The organism is Bradyrhizobium sp. USDA3010, assembly GCF_056429065.1.
The window spans coordinates 159,263-176,982 of the sequence record NZ_JBWJZD010000004.1 but is presented as its reverse complement, the minus strand read 5'-3'; the positions used below and the strand labels follow the sequence as shown (position 1 = coordinate 176,982).

The 17,720-nt window shown below is 65.5% G+C and carries 20 protein-coding genes and 1 pseudogene; 5 read left to right on the top strand and 16 right to left on the bottom strand.

All coding sequences use genetic code 11. The annotated features are described in order from the left end of the window. Positions 1-36 precede the first annotated feature (36 nt). The 4 genes from AC066Y_RS08865 to AC066Y_RS08850 all read right to left on the bottom strand — a co-directional run bounded on the left by AC066Y_RS08865 (position 37) and on the right by AC066Y_RS08850 (position 3,041). Positions 37-453, bottom strand: coding sequence for a YciI family protein (locus AC066Y_RS08865; protein WP_478273532.1), 417 nt, complete (start codon positions 451-453; stop codon positions 37-39). 123 nt (positions 454-576) lie between these two features. Next, positions 577-1,785, bottom strand: coding sequence for a serine hydrolase domain-containing protein (locus AC066Y_RS08860; protein ID WP_478273531.1), 1,209 nt, complete (start codon positions 1,783-1,785; stop codon positions 577-579). A gap of 70 nt (positions 1,786-1,855) precedes the next feature. Then, positions 1,856-2,227, bottom strand: coding sequence for a nuclear transport factor 2 family protein (locus AC066Y_RS08855; RefSeq protein ID WP_478273530.1), 372 nt, complete (start codon positions 2,225-2,227; stop codon positions 1,856-1,858). A gap of 160 nt (positions 2,228-2,387) precedes the next feature. After that, a complete protein-coding gene (locus tag AC066Y_RS08850) occupies positions 2,388-3,041 on the bottom strand; it encodes a glutathione S-transferase family protein (RefSeq protein WP_478273529.1) in 654 nt (217 codons plus the stop codon). Positions 3,042-3,528: 487 nt separating this feature from the next. Here AC066Y_RS08850 and AC066Y_RS08845 point away from each other — a divergent pair, with 487 nt between their 5' ends. Continuing rightward, positions 3,529-5,199 carry a methyl-accepting chemotaxis protein gene (locus tag AC066Y_RS08845; RefSeq protein ID WP_478273528.1) on the top strand — a complete coding sequence of 557 codons (1,671 nt, stop codon included), beginning with the start codon at positions 3,529-3,531 and terminating at the stop codon, positions 5,197-5,199. 109 nt (positions 5,200-5,308) lie between these two features. On the opposite strand, the pseudogene AC066Y_RS08840 reads toward AC066Y_RS08845, so the two are convergent. After that, a pseudogene (locus AC066Y_RS08840) lies at positions 5,309-5,629 on the bottom strand (GIY-YIG nuclease family protein). A gap of 305 nt (positions 5,630-5,934) precedes the next feature. Here AC066Y_RS08840 and AC066Y_RS08835 point away from each other — a divergent pair. Beyond that, positions 5,935-6,723 carry an SDR family NAD(P)-dependent oxidoreductase gene (locus AC066Y_RS08835; protein WP_478273527.1) on the top strand — a complete coding sequence of 263 codons (789 nt, stop codon included), beginning with the start codon at positions 5,935-5,937 and terminating at the stop codon, positions 6,721-6,723. Positions 6,724-6,878: 155 nt separating this feature from the next. Here the strand turns inward: AC066Y_RS08835 and AC066Y_RS08830 are convergent, their stop codons facing one another. Continuing rightward, a complete protein-coding gene (locus AC066Y_RS08830; RefSeq protein WP_478273526.1) occupies positions 6,879-7,448 on the bottom strand; it encodes a histidine phosphatase family protein in 570 nt (189 codons plus the stop codon). Between the two features lie 66 nt (positions 7,449-7,514). Next, positions 7,515-8,267: an adenosylcobinamide-GDP ribazoletransferase gene (cobS, locus tag AC066Y_RS08825; protein ID WP_478273525.1), complete on the bottom strand. Its 753-nt coding sequence runs from the start codon at positions 8,265-8,267 to the stop codon at positions 7,515-7,517. A 194-nt stretch (positions 8,268-8,461) separates the two neighbouring features. Here cobS and cobT point away from each other — a divergent pair, with 194 nt between their 5' ends. Continuing rightward, entirely contained in the window at positions 8,462-9,475 is a 1,014-nt protein-coding gene (cobT, locus tag AC066Y_RS08820) for a nicotinate-nucleotide--dimethylbenzimidazole phosphoribosyltransferase (protein ID WP_478273524.1), read from the top strand. A 127-nt stretch (positions 9,476-9,602) separates the two neighbouring features. Then, positions 9,603-10,007 carry a hypothetical protein gene (locus AC066Y_RS08815; protein WP_478273733.1) on the top strand — a complete coding sequence of 135 codons (405 nt, stop codon included), beginning with the start codon at positions 9,603-9,605 and terminating at the stop codon, positions 10,005-10,007. A gap of 215 nt (positions 10,008-10,222) precedes the next feature. Here the strand turns inward: AC066Y_RS08815 and AC066Y_RS08810 are convergent, their stop codons facing one another. From AC066Y_RS08810 to AC066Y_RS08790, 5 genes are all read right to left on the bottom strand, one after another. Next, positions 10,223-10,633: a VOC family protein gene (locus AC066Y_RS08810; protein WP_478273523.1), complete on the bottom strand. Its 411-nt coding sequence runs from the start codon at positions 10,631-10,633 to the stop codon at positions 10,223-10,225. Positions 10,634-10,651: 18 nt separating this feature from the next. Beyond that, positions 10,652-11,188 (bottom strand): SRPBCC family protein, encoded by a 537-nt coding sequence (locus AC066Y_RS08805; RefSeq protein WP_229171581.1) that lies wholly within the window; start codon positions 11,186-11,188, stop codon positions 10,652-10,654. Between the two features lie 34 nt (positions 11,189-11,222). Further along, the gene (locus AC066Y_RS08800; protein ID WP_478273522.1) at positions 11,223-11,633 is read right to left on the bottom strand and encodes a DoxX family protein; all 411 of its coding nucleotides are present in this window, start codon (positions 11,631-11,633) and stop codon (positions 11,223-11,225) included. A 356-nt stretch (positions 11,634-11,989) separates the two neighbouring features. After that, entirely contained in the window at positions 11,990-13,267 is a 1,278-nt protein-coding gene (locus AC066Y_RS08795) for an RNA polymerase sigma factor (RefSeq protein WP_478273521.1), read from the bottom strand. Beyond that, positions 13,264-13,632 (bottom strand): YciI family protein, encoded by a 369-nt coding sequence (locus tag AC066Y_RS08790; RefSeq protein WP_478273520.1) that lies wholly within the window; start codon positions 13,630-13,632, stop codon positions 13,264-13,266. The genes AC066Y_RS08795 and AC066Y_RS08790 overlap by 4 nt, the downstream gene beginning before the upstream one ends. A gap of 563 nt (positions 13,633-14,195) precedes the next feature. Here AC066Y_RS08790 and AC066Y_RS08785 point away from each other — a divergent pair. Next, positions 14,196-15,161, top strand: a complete 966-nt coding sequence (locus AC066Y_RS08785; protein WP_478273519.1) for a 2-hydroxyacid dehydrogenase — start codon at positions 14,196-14,198, stop codon at positions 15,159-15,161. 180 nt (positions 15,162-15,341) lie between these two features. Here the strand turns inward: AC066Y_RS08785 and AC066Y_RS08780 are convergent, their stop codons facing one another. From AC066Y_RS08780 to AC066Y_RS08765, 4 genes are all read right to left on the bottom strand, one after another. Further along, positions 15,342-15,833, bottom strand: coding sequence for an SRPBCC domain-containing protein (locus AC066Y_RS08780; protein ID WP_478273518.1), 492 nt, complete (start codon positions 15,831-15,833; stop codon positions 15,342-15,344). Beyond that, the gene (locus tag AC066Y_RS08775) at positions 15,814-16,218 is read right to left on the bottom strand and encodes an ArsR/SmtB family transcription factor (protein WP_478273517.1); all 405 of its coding nucleotides are present in this window, start codon (positions 16,216-16,218) and stop codon (positions 15,814-15,816) included. The genes AC066Y_RS08780 and AC066Y_RS08775 overlap by 20 nt, the downstream gene beginning before the upstream one ends. A gap of 98 nt (positions 16,219-16,316) precedes the next feature. Further along, on the bottom strand, positions 16,317-16,967 hold the full coding sequence (locus tag AC066Y_RS08770; RefSeq protein ID WP_478273516.1) for a dihydrofolate reductase family protein: 651 nt from the start codon (positions 16,965-16,967) through the stop codon (positions 16,317-16,319). Between the two features lie 91 nt (positions 16,968-17,058). Continuing rightward, positions 17,059-17,718, bottom strand: coding sequence for a TetR/AcrR family transcriptional regulator (locus AC066Y_RS08765; RefSeq protein WP_456760741.1), 660 nt, complete (start codon positions 17,716-17,718; stop codon positions 17,059-17,061). Positions 17,719-17,720: the final 2 nt, after the last annotated feature.

The window sequence follows — 17,720 nt, the reverse complement described above, 5'->3', positions numbered from 1 at the left end:
CATTCCGGGATGCGCAGGCCCGGAATGACGAAATCATTACTTCTTTCCGGCCTGCGCACGCAGGCGCTCTCCCTGCTCGCGCAGCTCGGGCGTCAGCGCCTCGCCGAAATCCTCCGCGGCAAACACCTGGCGGATCTCGATCTCGGAGCCGCCGCCGAACGGCGCGCGCTTCATCCAGTCGATCGCTTCATCGAGCGAGGAGGTCTCGATCAGCCAGAAGCCGCAGACCAGATCGCCGGTCGGGCTGAACGGCCCGTGGCTCACCGTGCTCTGCCCGTCGGCATATTTAACGCGCGCGCCCTTGTTGGTCGGATGCAGGCCCTCGCCGGCCTGCATCACGCCGGCCTTGACCATCTCCTCATTGAACTTGCCCATCGCGGCAAGCAGCTCGGTGCTCGGCATCACACCGGCCTCGGTATCCTTGTTCGCCTTCACGATCACCATGAACTTCATCGTCCTGCTCCGTTGTCTCTGAGCCGATTACAGCACCGGCGCTCGATTGAACGACGATGCAGAGTTTGCGATTCCGACACGGCGTTTGAAATTATTCTCGAGGTCATTGACGCACGCTCCAGGCTAGTCATCGATCGCCTGATAGGCGAGCGTCCAGAAATCGGAGAACACCGCGGGTGGCTGCGGCGAATCCATCATGCGCTGGGTCAGCAGGATTCCGGTCATCGTTTCGCGCGGGTCGGAATACCAGGAGGTGCCATAGCCGCCGTCCCAGCCGTAGCGGCCCGGCACATGACAAAGATCGTCGCGCGCGGTGGCGACCGACAGCCCGAAACCCCAGCCGCGCGACGCACCGAGCAACAGCTCGGAGCCAAGCTGTTGTTCCGGCGTAAGCTGGTTCGAGGTCATCAGTTCCACCGAGGGACGCGACAGAATGCGCTCGGTGCCGAGCCGTCCGCCGTTGAGCATCATCTGTGCGAAGGCGTTGAAATCATCCGCGGTCGACACCAGCCCGGCACTGCCGTTCTCGAACACCGGCGCCGCCGCGTATTTGCCGGTCGCGGGTGCGTCGAACACTTTCAGCGTGCCGGTCGCATGATCGCGCGCATAGCAGGTCGCAAACCGCGACAGCTTGTGCTGCGGCACGTGGAAAGCCGTATCGTTCATGCCGAGCGGCCCGAAGATCCGCTCCTGCAGGAAGCCGGCGAACGAGGTTCCGGCAACACGCGCGATCAGGACGCCGAGGATCTGGCTCCCCGCGTCGTAGAGCCAGCGTTCGCCGGGCTGATAGGCCAGCGGCAGCGTACCGTAGCGGCGCAGCAATTCGTCCGGCGGAAACGACGGAAACACCGGCCCGGGCGCGAAGCCGGCATCCGCGATCGCCATCTGGATCGGATAGCGCGCCGGAAACACCGGGATCATCCCGAGCCCGAGACGGAAGGTCAGAAGGTCGCGCAGCGTGATCGCGCGCCTGGCTGGCACCGTGTCGTGGGTCTCGGATTCGATAGTGCGCAACACACGGCGATCGGCGAGCTCGGGCAGCCAGCGATCGAGGGGATCGTCGAGCTTGAGCCGGCATTCCTCGACCAGGATCATCGCGGCAACCGCCGTCACCGGCTTGGTCATGGAGGCGATGCGGAAGATGGTGTCGCGCTGCATCGGCGGCCCGTCCACCGCCATGCGGCCAAGCACATCGGCATGGATCTCGCCGCGACGGCTGACCAGCGCCACGAGGCCTGGAACGTCGCCAGCATCGACATCGCGCGCCAGCACCTCGCGCATGCGTCCGAGCCGTGCCTGCGACAGGCCGCTGCTTTCACTCGCAATGGACATTTTCCAGGTTTCCTTCGCAGAATTCGTGCTCGCCTGCAACGATCGCGCGAGCGATATCACCGAGGCTGCCTCATCGATCCTGCCTGACGAGTTCGCCGTCCTGATGCGACGGACCGAAATAGACGTCAATGCGCGACACCTTGTCGCCGTCGAACACGAAGAACTCGGTGTTGCGGAAGCTTTTGCCGTCGCGGGCAACGCAGCGATAGGTGACGTAGGCCTCAACGCCGTCGACCATGATGCGCTCGATCTCGTGGCGGCCGATCCAGCCGGAGTCGCGCCAGCACTCGGCGAAATAGCGCGGCTTGTCGATGTTCTCGCCATAGGGCGTCGAGAAGCGGAAATCCTCCGCGAACGCGGCCTCGACGCTCGCGCGGTCATTGGCGAGATAGGCGGCGAAGATCCCGCGGGTGATCTCGGCCCTGTTGCCAGCTGCAGCCATGTCGTCTCCACACAGATGTCGCCCGGGCCCCTCGGCGCGACCGGCGCTCCAGAACCCGGGCTTCAGGGAGATGACGAACGGGGCGGCGCGAAAACGACATCGCGCCGCATTTATTTTCGGGGTCCTGATCGGACCTCAGGTTCCTTTTCAGGTTTCCTTTTCAGTCCTCCTTGGGGAACATGCCGAAATAGGGCTCGGCTTCCTTGAGGACGCGCGCGAAGGACGGCCGCGCCTTCAGCCGCTCGAGATAAACAGCCAGATGCGGATGGCCCTCCCCGATCGGCTCGACCTTGTTGCCGTAGAACAGCGCCGGCGCGGCGGCGCAATCGGCCAGCGAGAAGCGCTCGCCCATCATCCAGCCGCCATGCGCGAGCTGCTGATCCAGGATCGCATAGGAGGTACGGAGTTGGGCCCGCGCCTCGGCGACGCCACGCGGATCCTTGCTGTCCGCCGGACGCAGCCGGTCGCCGACGATCCTCTGCAACGGCAGATGGACATAGAGATCGAGGAAGCGGTCGCGCAGCCGGGTCTGCAACGCAAGCTCCGGGTCGTCAGGAATCAACTTGACGGTGCCGGGATAGTGCCGGTCGAGATATTCGATAACGATGCTCGATTCAGGCACCGCCTCGCCGCGCGCTTCGTCGTGAAGGACAGGAAAGCGGCCGATCGGCGACAGCGCGAGCAGCGCCGCGCGTTCGGCGGGATCGCCGAGATTGACCATGTTCGGCGTGAACGGCGCGCCGTTCTCGTAAAGTGCGACCAGCGCCTTCCAGCAGAACGAGGACAGCGGGTGGTAATGCAGGGTCAGTGACATCAGAACTCCATCATGGGACCAGTAACCGGAGGACGAACCGGAGACCGCCCTGCCGACATCTCGTGCGGCAATTATTTTGGCCGGCGCCAGGCGCCGAGAGCCGGCATCGACGCGACGCGCATTCGTCGCGCGCCGCGAATCGAAGTGCCGGATTGATGCTTGAAGCAGGTCAGCAATATCAACCTTCGTAATGGGTCTATCAGCGTTGCTGAAGAGCACGCGTTGCGATCATCCGCATCAGACCAAAGTTGTCACCGATTTTCGCCCGTAAGATTACGGTGAACATCGCATCACGACTATGGATGATAACGTGCAGATCAGAAGATTACTTCGCAATCTGAGATAGATGCGCGCGCGCCGCGCCGCATTATGCAGTCCGTGCCAAGCCGCAGGCTTTACCGATGCTAAACGGCTCGCTGCAACCTTTCAGTGAGTTGCCGCGATCTGCTTTTCCATCCCGTTTCATTTGACCCCTCACGGAGCCCTGATGTTCAGTTTCAGCAACAAGGCAAACATCGACAATGCGCTGGCGCAAGCCGCAGCGATCGGCAAATCGCAGGCGGTGATCGAGTTCAAGCTCGACGGCACCATCGTTACCGCCAACGAAAACTTCCTGAACACGATGGGCTACTCGCTCGACGAGATCAGGGGCAAGCACCACAGCATGTTCGTCGAGCCGGCGTATCGCGACAGCCACGACTATCGCGCGTTCTGGGCGAGCCTCAACCGCGGCGAATTCCAGGCCGCGCAGTACAAGCGCATTGCCAAGGGCGGCCGCGAGGTCTGGATCCAGGCCTCCTACAATCCGATCCTGGACAAGAACGGCAAGCCGTTCGGTGTCATCAAGTTCGCCACCGACATCACCGCGCAGAAGATCCACAGCATGGAAGACGCCGGCAAGATCGCCGCGATCGGCCGCGCGCAGGCGGTGATTGAGTTCAACATGGACGGCACCATCGTCAACGCCAACGAGAACTTCCTCGGCGCGATGGGTTACTCGTTCGCCGAGATCCAGGGCAAGCATCATAGCATCTTCATGCCGCCGGCCGACTGCGACAGCCCGGCCTATCGCGAATTCTGGGCGCGGCTGAACCGCGGCGAGTTCGCGACCGGCGAGTTCAAGCGGCTCGCCAAGGGCGCCAAGGAGATCTGGATCCTCGCCAGCTACAACCCGATCCTCGACGACCGCGGCAAGCCGTTCAAGGTCGTCAAGTTCGCGACCGACGTCACGCAGCAGAAGCTGAGGGCCGCCGACAATGACGGCCAGATCGACGCGATCGGCAAGTCGCAAGCCGTGATCGAGTTCAACATGGACGGCACCATCCGCACCGCGAACCCGAACTTCCTCGCCGCGATGGGCTATCTGCTCGCCGAGATTCAGGGCAAGCATCACAGCATGTTCGTCGAGCCGGTCGAGGCGAGTTCGGCGGGCTACCGCGAGTTCTGGGGAGCGCTGAACCGCGGCGAGTTCCAGGCCGCCGAATACAAGCGCATCGCCAAGGGCGGCCGCGAGATCTGGATCCAGGCTTCCTACAACCCGATCCTCGATCTCAACGGCAAGCCCTACAAGGTGGTGAAATACGCCACCGACATCACCGCGCAGGCGATCGGCCGCAAGAAAGCCGACAGCGCGCGCGGCCTGATCGAGGCAGTCGCCGCCGGCAGCGAGGAGATGAGCGCCTCGATCCGGGAGATCTCGGAGACCATGACCAAGTCGAAGCAGAACGCCACGGTCGCCACCGGCCGCGTCGAGGCTGCCGACGGGCAGGCGCAGAAGCTCAATGCCGCAGCTCAGGCGATGAGCGGCATTGTCGAGATGATCTCGAGCATCACCGGCCAGATCAACCTGCTCGCGCTCAACGCCACGATCGAATCGGCGCGTGCGGGCGAAGCCGGACGCGGCTTCGCGGTGGTGGCCTCCGAGGTGAAGAGCCTCGCCAACCAGGCCAAGCAGGCGACCGACACGATCTCCTCGGAGATCGATGCGCTGAACTCGATCGCCGCCGAAGTGGTCACCTCGCTGTCCGAGATCAAGGCGGCGATCGCCGGCGTCAACGAATACATCACCTCCACCGCCGCCGCGGTCGAGGAGCAGAGCATCGTGACGCAGGACATGTCGACCAACATGCAGCGCGCCTCCGCCGAGCTCGCGGCGTAGCTGAAACTTCCTCCCCGTCACCCTGAGATGCGAGCGGAGCGAGCCTCGAAGGGTGTACGGCCCGGGCTGGGGGCCGTGCATCCTTCGAGACGCCCGCTGTGCGGGCTCCTCAGGATGACGGGGAGAGAATCATCCGCGCGGCGCCGCCACGTCGGCGCGACAACCGGCTGATGGTCGTCCAGTCCGATCGCAGCAAAGCTTCCTTCTTCCCGCGGCCCTAACCCTTGATCTGGCGCTCTGCCACGATGCCATCTGTAATGCGGTCGAAATGTTCGGACCAGACGAGGACAACAGGTCGCCGGTTGAACGTGTAGCCTGGATAAGCGCCGGCATTGTGCCCATCGATCCGAGGTGCAAGATCATCGCCGGTGGCACTGCCGACATAGAACGAGTCGTCAGCACAGCGAAGCATGTAGACGTAGATGCCCATCGCGATGATCTCGTCATTGTCACATCTGCAGGATGAAGCAACCTACATCGTGGTCAAGAGGAGAATGGAGTAGCCGTTCTCTCATGATCCACTCAAACTTGTCCCGTCGTCCTGAGGTGCGAGCTCAGCGGCGCACTTGCGGCGCTAGGCGAGCCTCGAAGGATGCACGGCCCGGCCGGTGGCCGTGCATCCTTCGAGGCTCGCTGCGCTCGCACCTCAGGGTGACGGGAAACAGGTCCGGTTGACATCACCGGACAAAGGTCGCAGACGGTCGGGACTTGCTGCCCGAACCGACGGACCATCCGATGAATTCCACTTCCCCCAAAGTCGCACTCGTGACCGGCGCCGCGCGCGGCATCGGGCTTGCCGCAGCGAAGCGCTTTCTCGCCGACGGCTGGCGCGTCGCGCTGCTCGACATCGAGGGCGAATTGCTGCGCGCCGCGGTCGCGGCATTGAAGCAGCCCGACACGACGCTGGCGCTGACCTGCGACGTATCGGATGCCGCCGGTGTGACAGCCGCGATCGCGGCGATCACGGACCGCTTCGGCCGGCTCGACGCGCTGGTCAACAACGCCGGCATTGCCGTGTTCACGCCGGTGCTGGAGACTTCCGACGCCGACTGGAACCGGATCATGGCGGTCAACCTCACCGGCCCGTTCCTGTGCACCAAGGCGGCTGCGCCTGTGATGCGCGAGCATGGCGGCGGCGCGATCGTCAACATCACCTCGATCTCGGCGGTGCGCGCCTCGACACTGCGCTCGGCCTACGGCACCAGCAAGGCCGGCCTCGCCCATCTCACCAAGCAGCTCGCGGTCGAGCTCGCCCCGCTCGGCCTCCGCGTCAACGGCGTCGCGCCCGGGCCGGTCGAGACCGCGATGGCCAAGGCCGTGCATACGCCCGAGATCCGCGCCGACTATCACGACGCCATCCCGCTCAACCGCTACGGGCTGGAAGAGGAGCAGGCGGAAGCCATCTTCTTCCTGTGCTCGGATCGCGCCAGCTACATCACCGGCCAGATCCTCGCCGTCGACGGCGGCTTCGACGCCGCCGGCATCGGCCTGCCGACGCTGCGCGGCCAGCGGCGGAATGGGTGAGGCTTCCACGAAGCAGGACAAACACCATCACTGTCACCCTGAGGAGCACGTAGCGCGTCTCGAAGAGTCGACGGCCCGACTGGTGGCCGTGCACCCTTCGAGGCTCGCTCCGCTCGCACCTCAGGGTGACGGAGCTGGCAGCGCGATGGGATTCATCAGCGCCCATTCACCGCAACCATGCGCCAGGCATTCGCCAGCCGGTCGATCCGCGTCAGCGACAGCGGATCGATGACGAAGCGCAGCGCCAATTCCGGCGCGAGGTCGAGCGCGATTGCGAGGATCGCGCGGATGGTGCCGGAGTGCGCGACCAGCACGACGTTGCCGGCCGGCAGGCGAGCCAGCCCTGCCCGCGCCCGCGCGATCTGATCGGCAAAACTTTCGCCGCCGGGCGGCCGGTTGGTCCCCGGTGAATTCCAGAACGCGCGATAGGCCTCCGCGCCGAGCTCGGCCTCGATCTCGCTGTGGCGCCGGCCGGTCCAGTCGCCAAAATCCTGCTCGCGAAAGGCATCATCCGCCGTTGCCGTCAGGCCGAGCTTTGCTGCGGTCTCGCTGGTGCGCCGCGCCGGACTGCACACCGCGACAGCGTCAGCCGGCAGCCGCGCCTGCAGCGCGGCGAAGGCCGCGGCATCGCTGATATCCGCGGGCGCATCCGGCGCATGGATCACGCCGCGCGGACCGTCGACCGGCGCGTGGCGGATCAGCCAGAGATGCGTTTCACTTTCCATCGCCACTCATTCTATTCCGACGCGTTTTCTTCACGCGAGCCGGTCTCCACTTCGCTTGAAAACGCTCTAACCCAGCCGCGCTGCGAGCAACACCAGGATCGCGGTCTCCGCAACCTGCTCTGCCCCGCCAAGCACGTCGCCGGTCTGGCCGCCGATCTGCCGCTTTGCCAGCAGCGCCATGATCAGCGCGCTCGCGCCGGCCGCGATCGCCGCCAGCAGCGCGCTGCCGAAGGGCAGAGCGAGGAGTGCGATCACCAGCGCGATGCCGGCTGCGACCACCGCAATCGTGCCGTCGGGGCGGCCGGCATTGGCCGCGAGCCCATCCTTGCGCGCGTAAGGCAGGCTGATCGCGATCCACGGCAACACGCCGCGGCCGAGCGCATGCGCTGATATCAGGCACTGCACCACCATGCCGTTGGGAAGTGCGGCCAGCGCCGCAAGCCTGGTGGCAAAGCTCACCACCAGCGCCAGCGCGCCATAGGTGCCGAGCCGGCTGTCGCGCATGATCTCGAGCTTGGCCGCTACATCGCGGCCGCCGCCGAATCCGTCGGCGACGTCAGCGAGCCCGTCCTCGTGCAGCGCGCCGGTCAACAGCGCGCCGCCGCCGAGCGCCAGCGCCGCCGCGGCAAGGTCCGGCACGCCGATCGTCCGCAGCAGCAGACAGAACAGGCCGATCGCGGCCCCGATGCCGGCCCCGACCAGGGGGAACAGCCGCTGCGCCCGGGCAAAGCCCTCCGGCCGCGCGCCGTCCGGATGCGGCATCGGCAGCCGGGTCAGAAAGGCGATGGCGGTCCTGAGATCGTCGAGCAACTCACGCATGGTCTTGGTATTCAAAGTCCTGGCCTTCAATTTGCTCTAAAACGCGATGAGGTCAGGTTGGATCGTCATCGCGCTTCAGCTCTCTGTTAGGGCATGATCTCCGCGCAAACGCTACGCGTTTGTCGCGCGGGAAAACCGCTTCACAGCGCTCCGGAACATGCTTTAGTTTGCGGCCCGCTCGACGAGGGAATCGCATGCAGTTCAGTACTCTAGACGACATCCGCAGCTTTTGTCGCGACCTGCCCGAAGGCGACGCGGCGAGCGACGCGGCCGCCACGCTGCGCCAGCAGAACCTGACCAAGCCGCCGGGCAGCCTCGGCCGGCTGGAAGAGGTCGCGATCTGGCTGGCGCGCTGGCAGCGGCGCGAGATCCCCCGGCTCGACCAGATCACGATCGCCGTGTTCGCCGGCAATCACGGCATCGCCGAGCGCGGCGTCTCCGCCTTTCCCTCTGAAGTCACCGCGCAGATGGTGGCGAATTTCGCCGCGGGGGGTGCCGCGATCAACCAGATCGCCAGGCTTGCCGGCGCCGAGCTGCGCGTCGAGCCGCTCGAGCTCGCACGTCCGACCCGCGATTTCACGATGGCGCCGGCGATGGACGGCGCCGATTTCCTCGTCGCCTTCGACACCGGCTGGCGCACGGTGCCGGAGCAATGCGATCTGCTCGCGGTCGGCGAGATGGGCATCGCCAACACCACGGTGGCCGCGACGCTGTGCGCAGCGTTGATGGGCGGGCGCGGCACGCGCTGGGCCGGCCGCGGCACCGGCGTCGACGATGCCGGCCTGCTGCGCAAGCGCACCGTGATCGATACCGCGCTGAAACTGCATCGCAGCCTGCTCGACGATCCGCTCGCCGTCGCCGTCGCGCTCGGCGGCCGCGAGCTCGCGGCCATCATGGGCGCCGTGCTGGCAGCGCGGGCACGATCGATCCCGGTGCTGCTCGACGGCTTCGTCGCGACATCGGCGGTGCTGCCGCTGGCGCGGCTTGCGCCTGATAGCCTCGCGCATTGCCGCGCCGGGCATGTCTCGGCCGAACTCGGCCATCGCCAGCTGCTGCGCGAACTGCAGCTCGCGCCCCTGCTCGATCTCGAGATGCGGCTCGGCGAAGCCTCCGGCGCGGGGGTTGCGATCCTGCTGCTGCGCGCAGCGCTCGCCTGTCATGGCGGCATGGCGACCTTTGCCGAGGCCGGCGTCTCCGGCGCGGGCTGACAAACTGTCGCCGCATGCGCTAGACAAACTGGAGCATGGCGCGAGCCGGAGCGACGCTAACGGAAGGAACCGCCGCATGCGCATCGGCGCGATCTGGAAGATGTCGACGATCTCGACGATCTTGGGGATGGCAGCGCTGCTTGCAGGTGTCTCCGGCGCGCAAGCCGATGTCCGCATCCTCGCCAGCCCCGGCGGGCAGGTCGGCCCGTTCATCGAACTGTTCGACAAGGTGCGGGAGTCCGGCGAGCGCGTGGTGATCGACGGGCCGTGCCTGTCGGCCTGCACACTGGTGCTTTCGATGGTGCCGGGCGATCGCATCTGCGTGACGCGGCGCGCCGTGCTCGGCTTCCACGCCGCGCGCTCGATCGACCGGCGCGGCCGGACCTATGCGGAGCCGGAAGCATCCGAGGCGGTGCTCGAAGCCTACCCACCACCGGTGCGCGGCTGGATCGTGCGCCGCGGCGGCCTGACCTCACGCCTGCTGCTGCTGCGCGGCCGCGAGCTCGCGGCGATCTATCCGCGGTGCAGGTAGGTTGCGACCTTCGCGGCACCGACGACCCAAGCTATCGATCCCGTCATCCTGAGGTGCGAGCCTTGCGGCGCAATTGCGCCGCTGGGCGAGCCTCGAAGGATGCACGGCCCCGATAGCTCAGCCCGCACGTCGCAACAGCCGGGTCGTCGATCCTTCGAGGGCCGCTGAAGAAGCGGCCACCTCAGGATGACGGTCCCGACCGGGTCTCTCGCGGCCTACATCCCTTGCGGGCAGTTCACCATCCAGGGGATGCCGAACTGATCGACGCACATGCCGAAACCCTTGGAGAAGAAGGTCTTGCCGAACGGCATGGTGACCGTGCCGCCTTCGGACAGCGCCTTGAAGCGGCTCGCGGCCTCCGCGGGATCCTCGACCTGCAGCGAGACGTGAAACCCCTGCGGCTTCTGGAAGTGGCCGGGCGGGGCGTCGGAAGCCATGATGATCTCGCCGTCGATCGAGACCCTGGCGTGCATGATCTTGTCCTTCCATCCGGGCGGCGTCTGCATCTCCGGATTGCCCTCGCCGTAGGGATAGGTTTCCTCGATCCGCGCACCGAGAACCTTCTGGTAGAAGTTCAGCGCGGCGCCGCAATTGCCGTCGTAGGAGAGATAGGGGTTGACCTGCATCACATGCTCCCTGGGTAACTATTTTTCCGTGAGTTTCTTCAGATTGGCGAGACCGACCTCGAAATCCTTGCCGATCATGTGATCCAGGTTCATGAACACCTGCATCACCTTCGACATGAAGACGGCCGGACCATACATGGTCCATGTGACGCTGGTCGCATCTCCCTGCGGCAGCATTGTGAACTCGGCGGTGTTGTGGCCCTCGAACGGCTTGAGGAAGTCGAGCTTGATGACGATCTTCGACGGCGCGGACGACTGCAATATCTCCATACGGCCGGTGCCGACATTCTTGTTGCCGTCCCAGGCATAGACCGCCCCCTGCCCGCGCCCGGCGCCGTCATAGGTGCGCTTCATGGCCGGATCCCGGTTCTCGTAGGGCGACCAGACCGTCCACTGCCGGAAATCGTCGATCAATGGAAAGATCCGTTCCGCCGGCGCATTGATGCTGGTCGCACGCGTGACGCGGAATGTGCTCGGCTTGGTCGCCGCGAGGACGAGGATGACGGCAATCGCGACCGCGAGGATGACAGCGATGATGGCAATGGTCTCGAACATGATGGTCTCCACATAGATGAATGAAGAGGATAGCTCAGCGGCGGAACGGAAGCAGCGCGCGCAGATTGCCGTCGCGCAGATAGAGCCCGCCCCACACCATCAGGCCGAGATAGAGCCCGAACAGCGTGTGGCTGAGCAGCGGGCTGCCGATCCGCACATGGGACGCGATCGCACCGCCGAGATAGCCGGTGAGCAGGATGGCGCCGAGGATCGAGGTCGGCGGCACCGAGTACAGCAGCGTGCAGACGATGGTGATGATGCCGAGGCTGCGCGCCAGCGTATCGCTCGCACCAAAGCCCATCTTGTCCATGGTCTCGGTGACGACAGGCAATGGCAACAGCTTGATCGCGCCGTCGAACAGCAGGAAAAGGATTACCACGCCGCTCATGACGCGGCCGGTGACGCGGGCGGGCTTTGAGACTTCGGTGTCGACGATCGTCGGCATGGCGGGCTCCGTAAGGCTTGGTGATGCTCTCTGCCTTCATGACGAACGGAGGAGCGCGGGGCCGACAAGGACGGTGAAGATTTTTTGAGAAGCGCGACGGGAGTTACGAGAGCGACGCACACATTGATCATCTCGCCCGGGGCTTACCCCGCTCCCCGCCCTCCCCCGCAAGGGGGGAGGGAGCCTGACCAGCGTGCTGACCTCACTTGCGCCCGTTCACAAAATTTCAGCGCTTGATAATCCGACGTGAGGAAGCCACCGGCGGAGGGGTTCCCCTTGCGGGAGAGGGTTAGGGAGAGGGGTGCCACACGGGAAGTTTCTCAACGTGCACTCGAACGAGGCACAACCAGCGACCGCTACGTCGCCTTCACATTGCGCGGCTGGCTGTCGCGCATCAGGCGGTCGATATGCATGCGGATATGGGCGGCTTCGGCCGTGGTGTTGGCGAGCGCGATGGCGCGGTCGAAGGTGACGCGGGCCTCCTCGTTGCGGCCGAGCTGCATCAGGAAGGCGCCGCGCACGCCGAAATAATGGAAGTAATTGGAAAGCCGCGGGGCCAGCGGCTCGATCATCTCGAGCGCGGCTTCCGGCCCCTTCACCTTGGAGACCGCAACGGCGCGGTTGAGCGTGATCACCGGCGACGGCTGCATGATCTCGAGCGCGCCGTAGAGCAGGTCGATCTGGGTCCAGTCGGTATCCTCGGGCTTTTCCGCGCGGGCATGAAGCGCGGCGATCGCGGCCTGCACCTGATAGGGCCCGCTGCGGCGATGGCGCATCGCCTTGTCGATCAGCGCCAGCCCCTCGGCGATCAGCTTCTGGTTCCACAGGCTGCGGTCCTGGTCGTCGAGCAGGATGACCTGGCCGTCGGCGTCGAACCGCGCGGCGGCGCGGGCGTGCTGCAACAGCAACAGCGCGGTCAGGCCCATGATCTCCGGCTCGCTCTGGAACAGCCGCAGCAGCAGGCGGGCGAGGCGAATCGCCTCCTCGCACAGCGGCGAGCGGATTTGAGCGGTGTCGCCGCTCGCCGAATAGCCCTCGTTGAAGATCAGATAGATCATCGCGGCGACCGAGACGAGCCGCTCGCTGCGCTCGACCGCGCCCGGCGTCTCGAACGGCACATTGGCGTCGGCGACGCGCGTCTTGGCCCGCGTGATGCGCTGCTCCATCGCGGCTTCCGAGACCAGGAAGGCGCGCGCGATCTGCTTCACCGACAGGCCGGAGACGATGCGCAGCGCGAGCGCGATCTGCTGCGTCGCCGGCAGGTCCTTGTGACAGCAGATGAACAAGAGCCGCAGGATATCGTCGCGGTAATGCGAGCCGTCGAGCCGCTCGGCGAGCTCTTCCTCGGCGTCGCCGAGGTCGGAGATCGCCTGGTCGTCGTCGGGCAACGCCTCCTGCTTCTTGCTGCGCCTGATGTCGTCGATCGCGACATTGCGGCCGACCATGATCAGCCACGCCGCGGGATCGCGCGGCGGGCCGTTCTGCGGCCAGCTCTTCAGCGCCCGCAGGCAGGCATTCTGGAAGGCCTCCTCGGCGGTATCGAGATTGCGGAAGTAGCGCAGCAGGGCGCCAACCGCCTGGGGACGCGCCGACGTCAGCGCGGCATCGATCCAGGCAGTGTCGGTCATGCTCACGCCTTTGCGCTCCCCGGAGTGAAGTAGCCGACCGGGCGGATCTCATAGGTGCCGCCGGGATTGGCCTCGCCGAGGTCGCGCGCGATGTCGAGCACCTCGTCGAGGTTCTTGCCTTCGACCAGATAGAAGCCGAGCAGCTGCTCCTTGGTTTCGGCGAACGGGCCGTCGAGCACCACCGGCGGGTTTTCCTTGCGCAGCGTGGTCGCCGCGGTGGTCGGCAGCAGCCGCGCCACCGGGCCGAGCCGGCCCTGCTTGGCGAGCTTGTCCTGCACGACCGACAATTTCTGCATGACCGAGGCGTCGTGTTCCTTGCTCCAGGAACCGACCATGTCTTCGTCATGATAGCAGAGGATGGCGTACAGCATCGAAAAGGCATCTCCGTTCATTGCAAGAACGAACGATTATGCCCGCTGCCGACAGGCGGAGCGAAAGAAATTTAGGTTCCGGATGTCGGCGATGGATTTGGTCGACGCTTCATGGCGCGCCTCGACCGACTGCGTCTTGGGCCGTGGCGATGGCGCGTCACGCCGTGACCACGACGTTCATGTGCGACTACCAATAGACGCCGTAGCGGGCTGCGATCCGGCGCGCCTTGGCCTCATCGCTCTCCCGGCGGTTGGCGTGGCTCCTGTTGTTGGCCGGGAGGCTTGCAGCCTCGGAGGCTCCGCCAGCTGCGCCTGCGACGGGGCCTGCTGGGCTTCGGCCGGAGCGGGCGCAACAGCCGGTTGCGCCTGAGTGGGCGTATCGGCGTTTGCGAGCACCAGGCCGCGGCTCTGGCCGGCATCGGCGGTGGCGACGGTAGCTGCGATGAAAGCCGCGATCAGGATCAGCTTGCGCATGGAAGTTCTCCCCGGTTGATGGCAGGAGACTAGGGAGCGGGCCATGCCCGCTCTGTGATACATATCACATTGAAATTGGAGGTATCCGGATGGGTAAGGGCGCACTGGCGCTGCTGATCAATGGCGGCTCGGAAAACTGGTCGTCGGCGCGCTGGAAAGCGCGGTTCGACACGGTCTGCCCGGACCGCCGCGTGGTGCTGCTGCCGGATGGCGCGCTCGATCCTGCCGAGGTGCACTATGCCGCGGTGTGGAAGCCGAAGCCGGGCGAGCTCGCGGCGTTCAAGAACCTGCGCGTCATCTTCAACCTCGGCGCCGGCGTCGACGCGCTGATGGCCGACCGCTCGCTGCCCGACGTGCCGTTGGTGCGGGTCGCGGTCGGCGATCTCACGGATCGCATGACCGAATATGTCGTGCTGCATGTGCTGATGCATCACCGCCAGGAGCTCTATCTGCGGGAGTCGCAACGATTGAGGCGCTGGGCGCCGAAATATCAGTGGGCGGCGGGCGCGATCACGGTCGGCATCATGGGGCTCGGCACGCTCGGCGCGGCCTCGGCACAAGCGCTGCGCGCGCTCGGCTTCCGCGTCGTCGGCTGGAGCCGCAGCGCGAAGCGGAACGACGGCATCGCCTGCCACCATGGCACTGAGGGGCTGGACGCGTTCCTGCGCGAGACCAACATCCTGGTCTGCCTGCTGCCGCTGACGCCCGACACGCGGCACGTGCTGAACCGCGACGTGTTTGCGAAACTGAACCGCAACAGCCCGCTCGGCGCACCCGTCATCATCAATGCCGGCCGTGGCGGCTTGCAGAACGAGGAAGACATCCTGCGCGCGCTCGACGACGGCACGCTGGGCGCCGCCTCGCTCGACGTCTACGAGACCGAGCCGCTACCGCAAGACAGCCCGTTCTGGAGCCATCCGAAGGTGGTGCTGACGCCGCACAACGCTGCCGACACCGATGCCGACGAGATCTCGAAATACGTCGCCGAGCAGATCGCGCGCTTCGAGCAAGGTGGCATGCTGGAGAACCTGGTCGATCGCGGACGGGGGTATTGAGGCAGTGTCGTCCCTGCGAAAGCAGGGACCCATAACCACCGATGCTTATTGACGCGCGATAGTGGAACGACGAGTCTGTTTCACTACACCGGCCGCGGGGTATGGGTCCCTGCTTTCGCAGGGACGACCACGTTGATGGAGCAGCGCTTCGCTGGCGAAGCACAACTCTCGGCGAGGGCTTCACCCCATCTCGGCAACGATCTCCGCGAGCCGGTCGTAGGCGGGCTCTACGCCCTTGTCGATGCCGGAATTGAGGTGGCCATCGCGGGCCTCCTTCGTCGGATGCTTGATCGTGGTGGTCAGCGTTGTGGTGCCGCCTTCCTCGACGAAGGTCGAGGTGACCAGATATTCGTCGCTGGTGAAGCCCGGCATCGCAAAGGTCTCGCCGAATGTCAGCCGCTCCGGACGCACCACTTCGCGATAGGTGCCGGTGAGGATGTGCTCGACGCCGTCGGACGACCGGAATACGAACCGATAGGCCCCGCCGACGCGCAGGTCGATCTCGCACACCGGCATTGTGAGCTGCTCGCAGCCGAGCCAACGCACCAGATATTCCGGCTTGGTCATCGCATCGAACACGAAACGCCGCGGCGCATCGAATTGCCGCGTCATCGCGATCTCGAAATCCGACGGGGTCGTGACTTTCAGTTTCCTATCTGCGCGTGCGTCCACGTGGCTTCTCCTTCCTTACTCTGACTTTACGGTTGCTGCGCGGCGGGGCCTTCGCGGCCTCCTCCGCCTTCATCTCCTCGAGAAGGCCGTCGAGGCGGTTGAAGCTCTCGTCCCAGAAGCGGCGGAAATTCCCGAGCCAGCCGTCGACCTGCTTGAACGAGGCGGGCGCGATGCGGCACGGCCGCCACTGCGCCTCGCGCCCACGCGCGATCAACCCGGCATGCTCCAGCACCTTCAGGTGTTTGGAGATCGCCGGCAGGCTCATGTCGAACGGCTTTGCCAGCTCCATCACCGAGGTCTCGCCGAGCGCGAGCCGCGCCAGGATCGCGCGCCGGGTCGGATCGGCCAGTGCCGCGAAGGTCGAAGTGAGGGGATCGAGCGGCATGTACTTAGCCCATCGGTTAAATAACCCATGGGTTAAATATGACCGATCGGCGGTCGCGTCAACGGCCAATTTTGGCCGCTGACGCGGGTGTGAACCGTTCAGGATGTCTTGCGCGCGAAAGTGACGTGCGTGGCGTTCGGGCTCGCGACATGCGAGACGACGGCATACCCGAGCGCAGGCAGATCGAGGCCCGCGAACAGATTCTCGCCCGAGCCCAGCAGCGCCGGCGACAACGCCAATTGCAGCTCGTCGAGCAAACGCGCTTGCAGGAACTGGCGCACCAGCGAAACGCCGCCGCCGACCCTGATGTCCTTGCCCTGCGCAACATCGCGCGCGCGCTCGAGCGCTTCGGCAATACCTGATGTCACGAAGTGGAACGTCGTCCCGCCTTCCATCTCGATGTCAGGCCGCGCGTGATGGGTCAGCACGAACACCGGCGTGTGATACGGCGGATTGGCGCCCCACCAGCCTTTCCAGGCATGATCCGGCCATGGCCCGCGGATCGGGCCGAACATGTTACGGCCCAAAATCCAGGCGCCGATATTTTCCATCGATTTGCGCGCGATCTCGTCATCGAGACCGGTGCTGCCGCCATCCTGGCCGAACGTCTGGCGAAACGTCCGCGTCCCGAGGAACCAGGCAGGCAGCGCCATGCCACCTTCGCCGAATGGATTTTCGAGGCTCTGCCGCGGCGCTGCGCCAAATCCGTCGATCGAGACCGAGAATGCTGAAGTCCTGACTTTTCCCATGATATTCCACTTCCGTAGGTTGAGGGACCTTACGGAAGACGGGCGGGAAAAACAGCGCCCGACATTTGATGCCGAAGAAATTTCGCCGCTTCTATTTGGCCGCGCACAGCACGTCGAGGGCGCCTTTCACGATCGCCTCGAGTTCCCCGCGCGGCACGCGGGCGCGGGCACGGATCGCGATGGTGTGGATGGTCGCTGAGGCGAGATGCGCCAGCGACGCGGGATCGGCGCCCTCAGGGAGCTCGCCGCGCTCCTTGGCATGGCGGAAGCAGATGCCGAACGCCTTGTCGAGCTCGGTCAGGCCCTCCACCACCATTGTGCGGATGCCCGGATCCGACACCGCCTCGGAGGCTGCCGTCATCACCGTGAAGCAGCCGCGCGGGCCGGACTCGCCGGAGAGATAGATGTCGAGCGCGATCCGGTAGATGCGCTCGAGCCGCTCGCGCAGCGGCGCATCGGCGCGGAAGATATCGACCATCGCCGCGCGCGCGTCATCGCGGTAGCGCTGGTAGCTCTTGATGTAGAGCTCGCGCTTGTCGCCGAACGCGCCATAGAGGCTCGGCCGGTTCATGCCGGTCGCAGCGCTGAGATCATCGAGCGAGGTCGCGGCGAAGCCATCGCGACGGAACAGATCGAGCGCCTTGCCGAGCGCGACCTCGGGCTCATAGGCGCGCGGCCGCCCGCGGCGCTTCGGCGCGACCGGAGCCTCGATTTTGGCAGCAGATGGCGGCTTCTTACTTTTTTGTACCATTT

Coding starts and splice junctions, on each gene's coding strand:
- AC066Y_RS08865 (WP_478273532.1), bottom strand. CDS start 453: ATGAAGTTCATGGTGATCGTGAAGGCGAACAAGGATACCGAGGCCGGT.
- AC066Y_RS08860 (WP_478273531.1), bottom strand. CDS start 1,785: ATGTCCATTGCGAGTGAAAGCAGCGGCCTGTCGCAGGCACGGCTCGGA.
- AC066Y_RS08855 (WP_478273530.1), bottom strand. CDS start 2,227: ATGGCTGCAGCTGGCAACAGGGCCGAGATCACCCGCGGGATCTTCGCC.
- AC066Y_RS08850 (WP_478273529.1), bottom strand. CDS start 3,041: ATGTCACTGACCCTGCATTACCACCCGCTGTCCTCGTTCTGCTGGAAG.
- AC066Y_RS08845 (WP_478273528.1), top strand. CDS start 3,529: ATGTTCAGTTTCAGCAACAAGGCAAACATCGACAATGCGCTGGCGCAA.
- AC066Y_RS08835 (WP_478273527.1), top strand. CDS start 5,935: ATGAATTCCACTTCCCCCAAAGTCGCACTCGTGACCGGCGCCGCGCGC.
- AC066Y_RS08830 (WP_478273526.1), bottom strand. CDS start 7,448: ATGGAAAGTGAAACGCATCTCTGGCTGATCCGCCACGCGCCGGTCGAC.
- cobS (WP_478273525.1), bottom strand. CDS start 8,267: ATGCGTGAGTTGCTCGACGATCTCAGGACCGCCATCGCCTTTCTGACC.
- cobT (WP_478273524.1), top strand. CDS start 8,462: ATGCAGTTCAGTACTCTAGACGACATCCGCAGCTTTTGTCGCGACCTG.
- AC066Y_RS08815 (WP_478273733.1), top strand. CDS start 9,603: ATGGCAGCGCTGCTTGCAGGTGTCTCCGGCGCGCAAGCCGATGTCCGC.
- AC066Y_RS08810 (WP_478273523.1), bottom strand. CDS start 10,633: ATGCAGGTCAACCCCTATCTCTCCTACGACGGCAATTGCGGCGCCGCG.
- AC066Y_RS08805 (WP_229171581.1), bottom strand. CDS start 11,188: ATGTTCGAGACCATTGCCATCATCGCTGTCATCCTCGCGGTCGCGATT.
- AC066Y_RS08800 (WP_478273522.1), bottom strand. CDS start 11,633: ATGCCGACGATCGTCGACACCGAAGTCTCAAAGCCCGCCCGCGTCACC.
- AC066Y_RS08790 (WP_478273520.1), bottom strand. CDS start 13,632: ATGCTGTACGCCATCCTCTGCTATCATGACGAAGACATGGTCGGTTCC.
- AC066Y_RS08785 (WP_478273519.1), top strand. CDS start 14,196: ATGGGTAAGGGCGCACTGGCGCTGCTGATCAATGGCGGCTCGGAAAAC.
- AC066Y_RS08775 (WP_478273517.1), bottom strand. CDS start 16,218: ATGCCGCTCGATCCCCTCACTTCGACCTTCGCGGCACTGGCCGATCCG.
- AC066Y_RS08770 (WP_478273516.1), bottom strand. CDS start 16,967: ATGGGAAAAGTCAGGACTTCAGCATTCTCGGTCTCGATCGACGGATTT.
- AC066Y_RS08765 (WP_456760741.1), bottom strand. CDS start 17,718: ATGGTACAAAAAAGTAAGAAGCCGCCATCTGCTGCCAAAATCGAGGCT.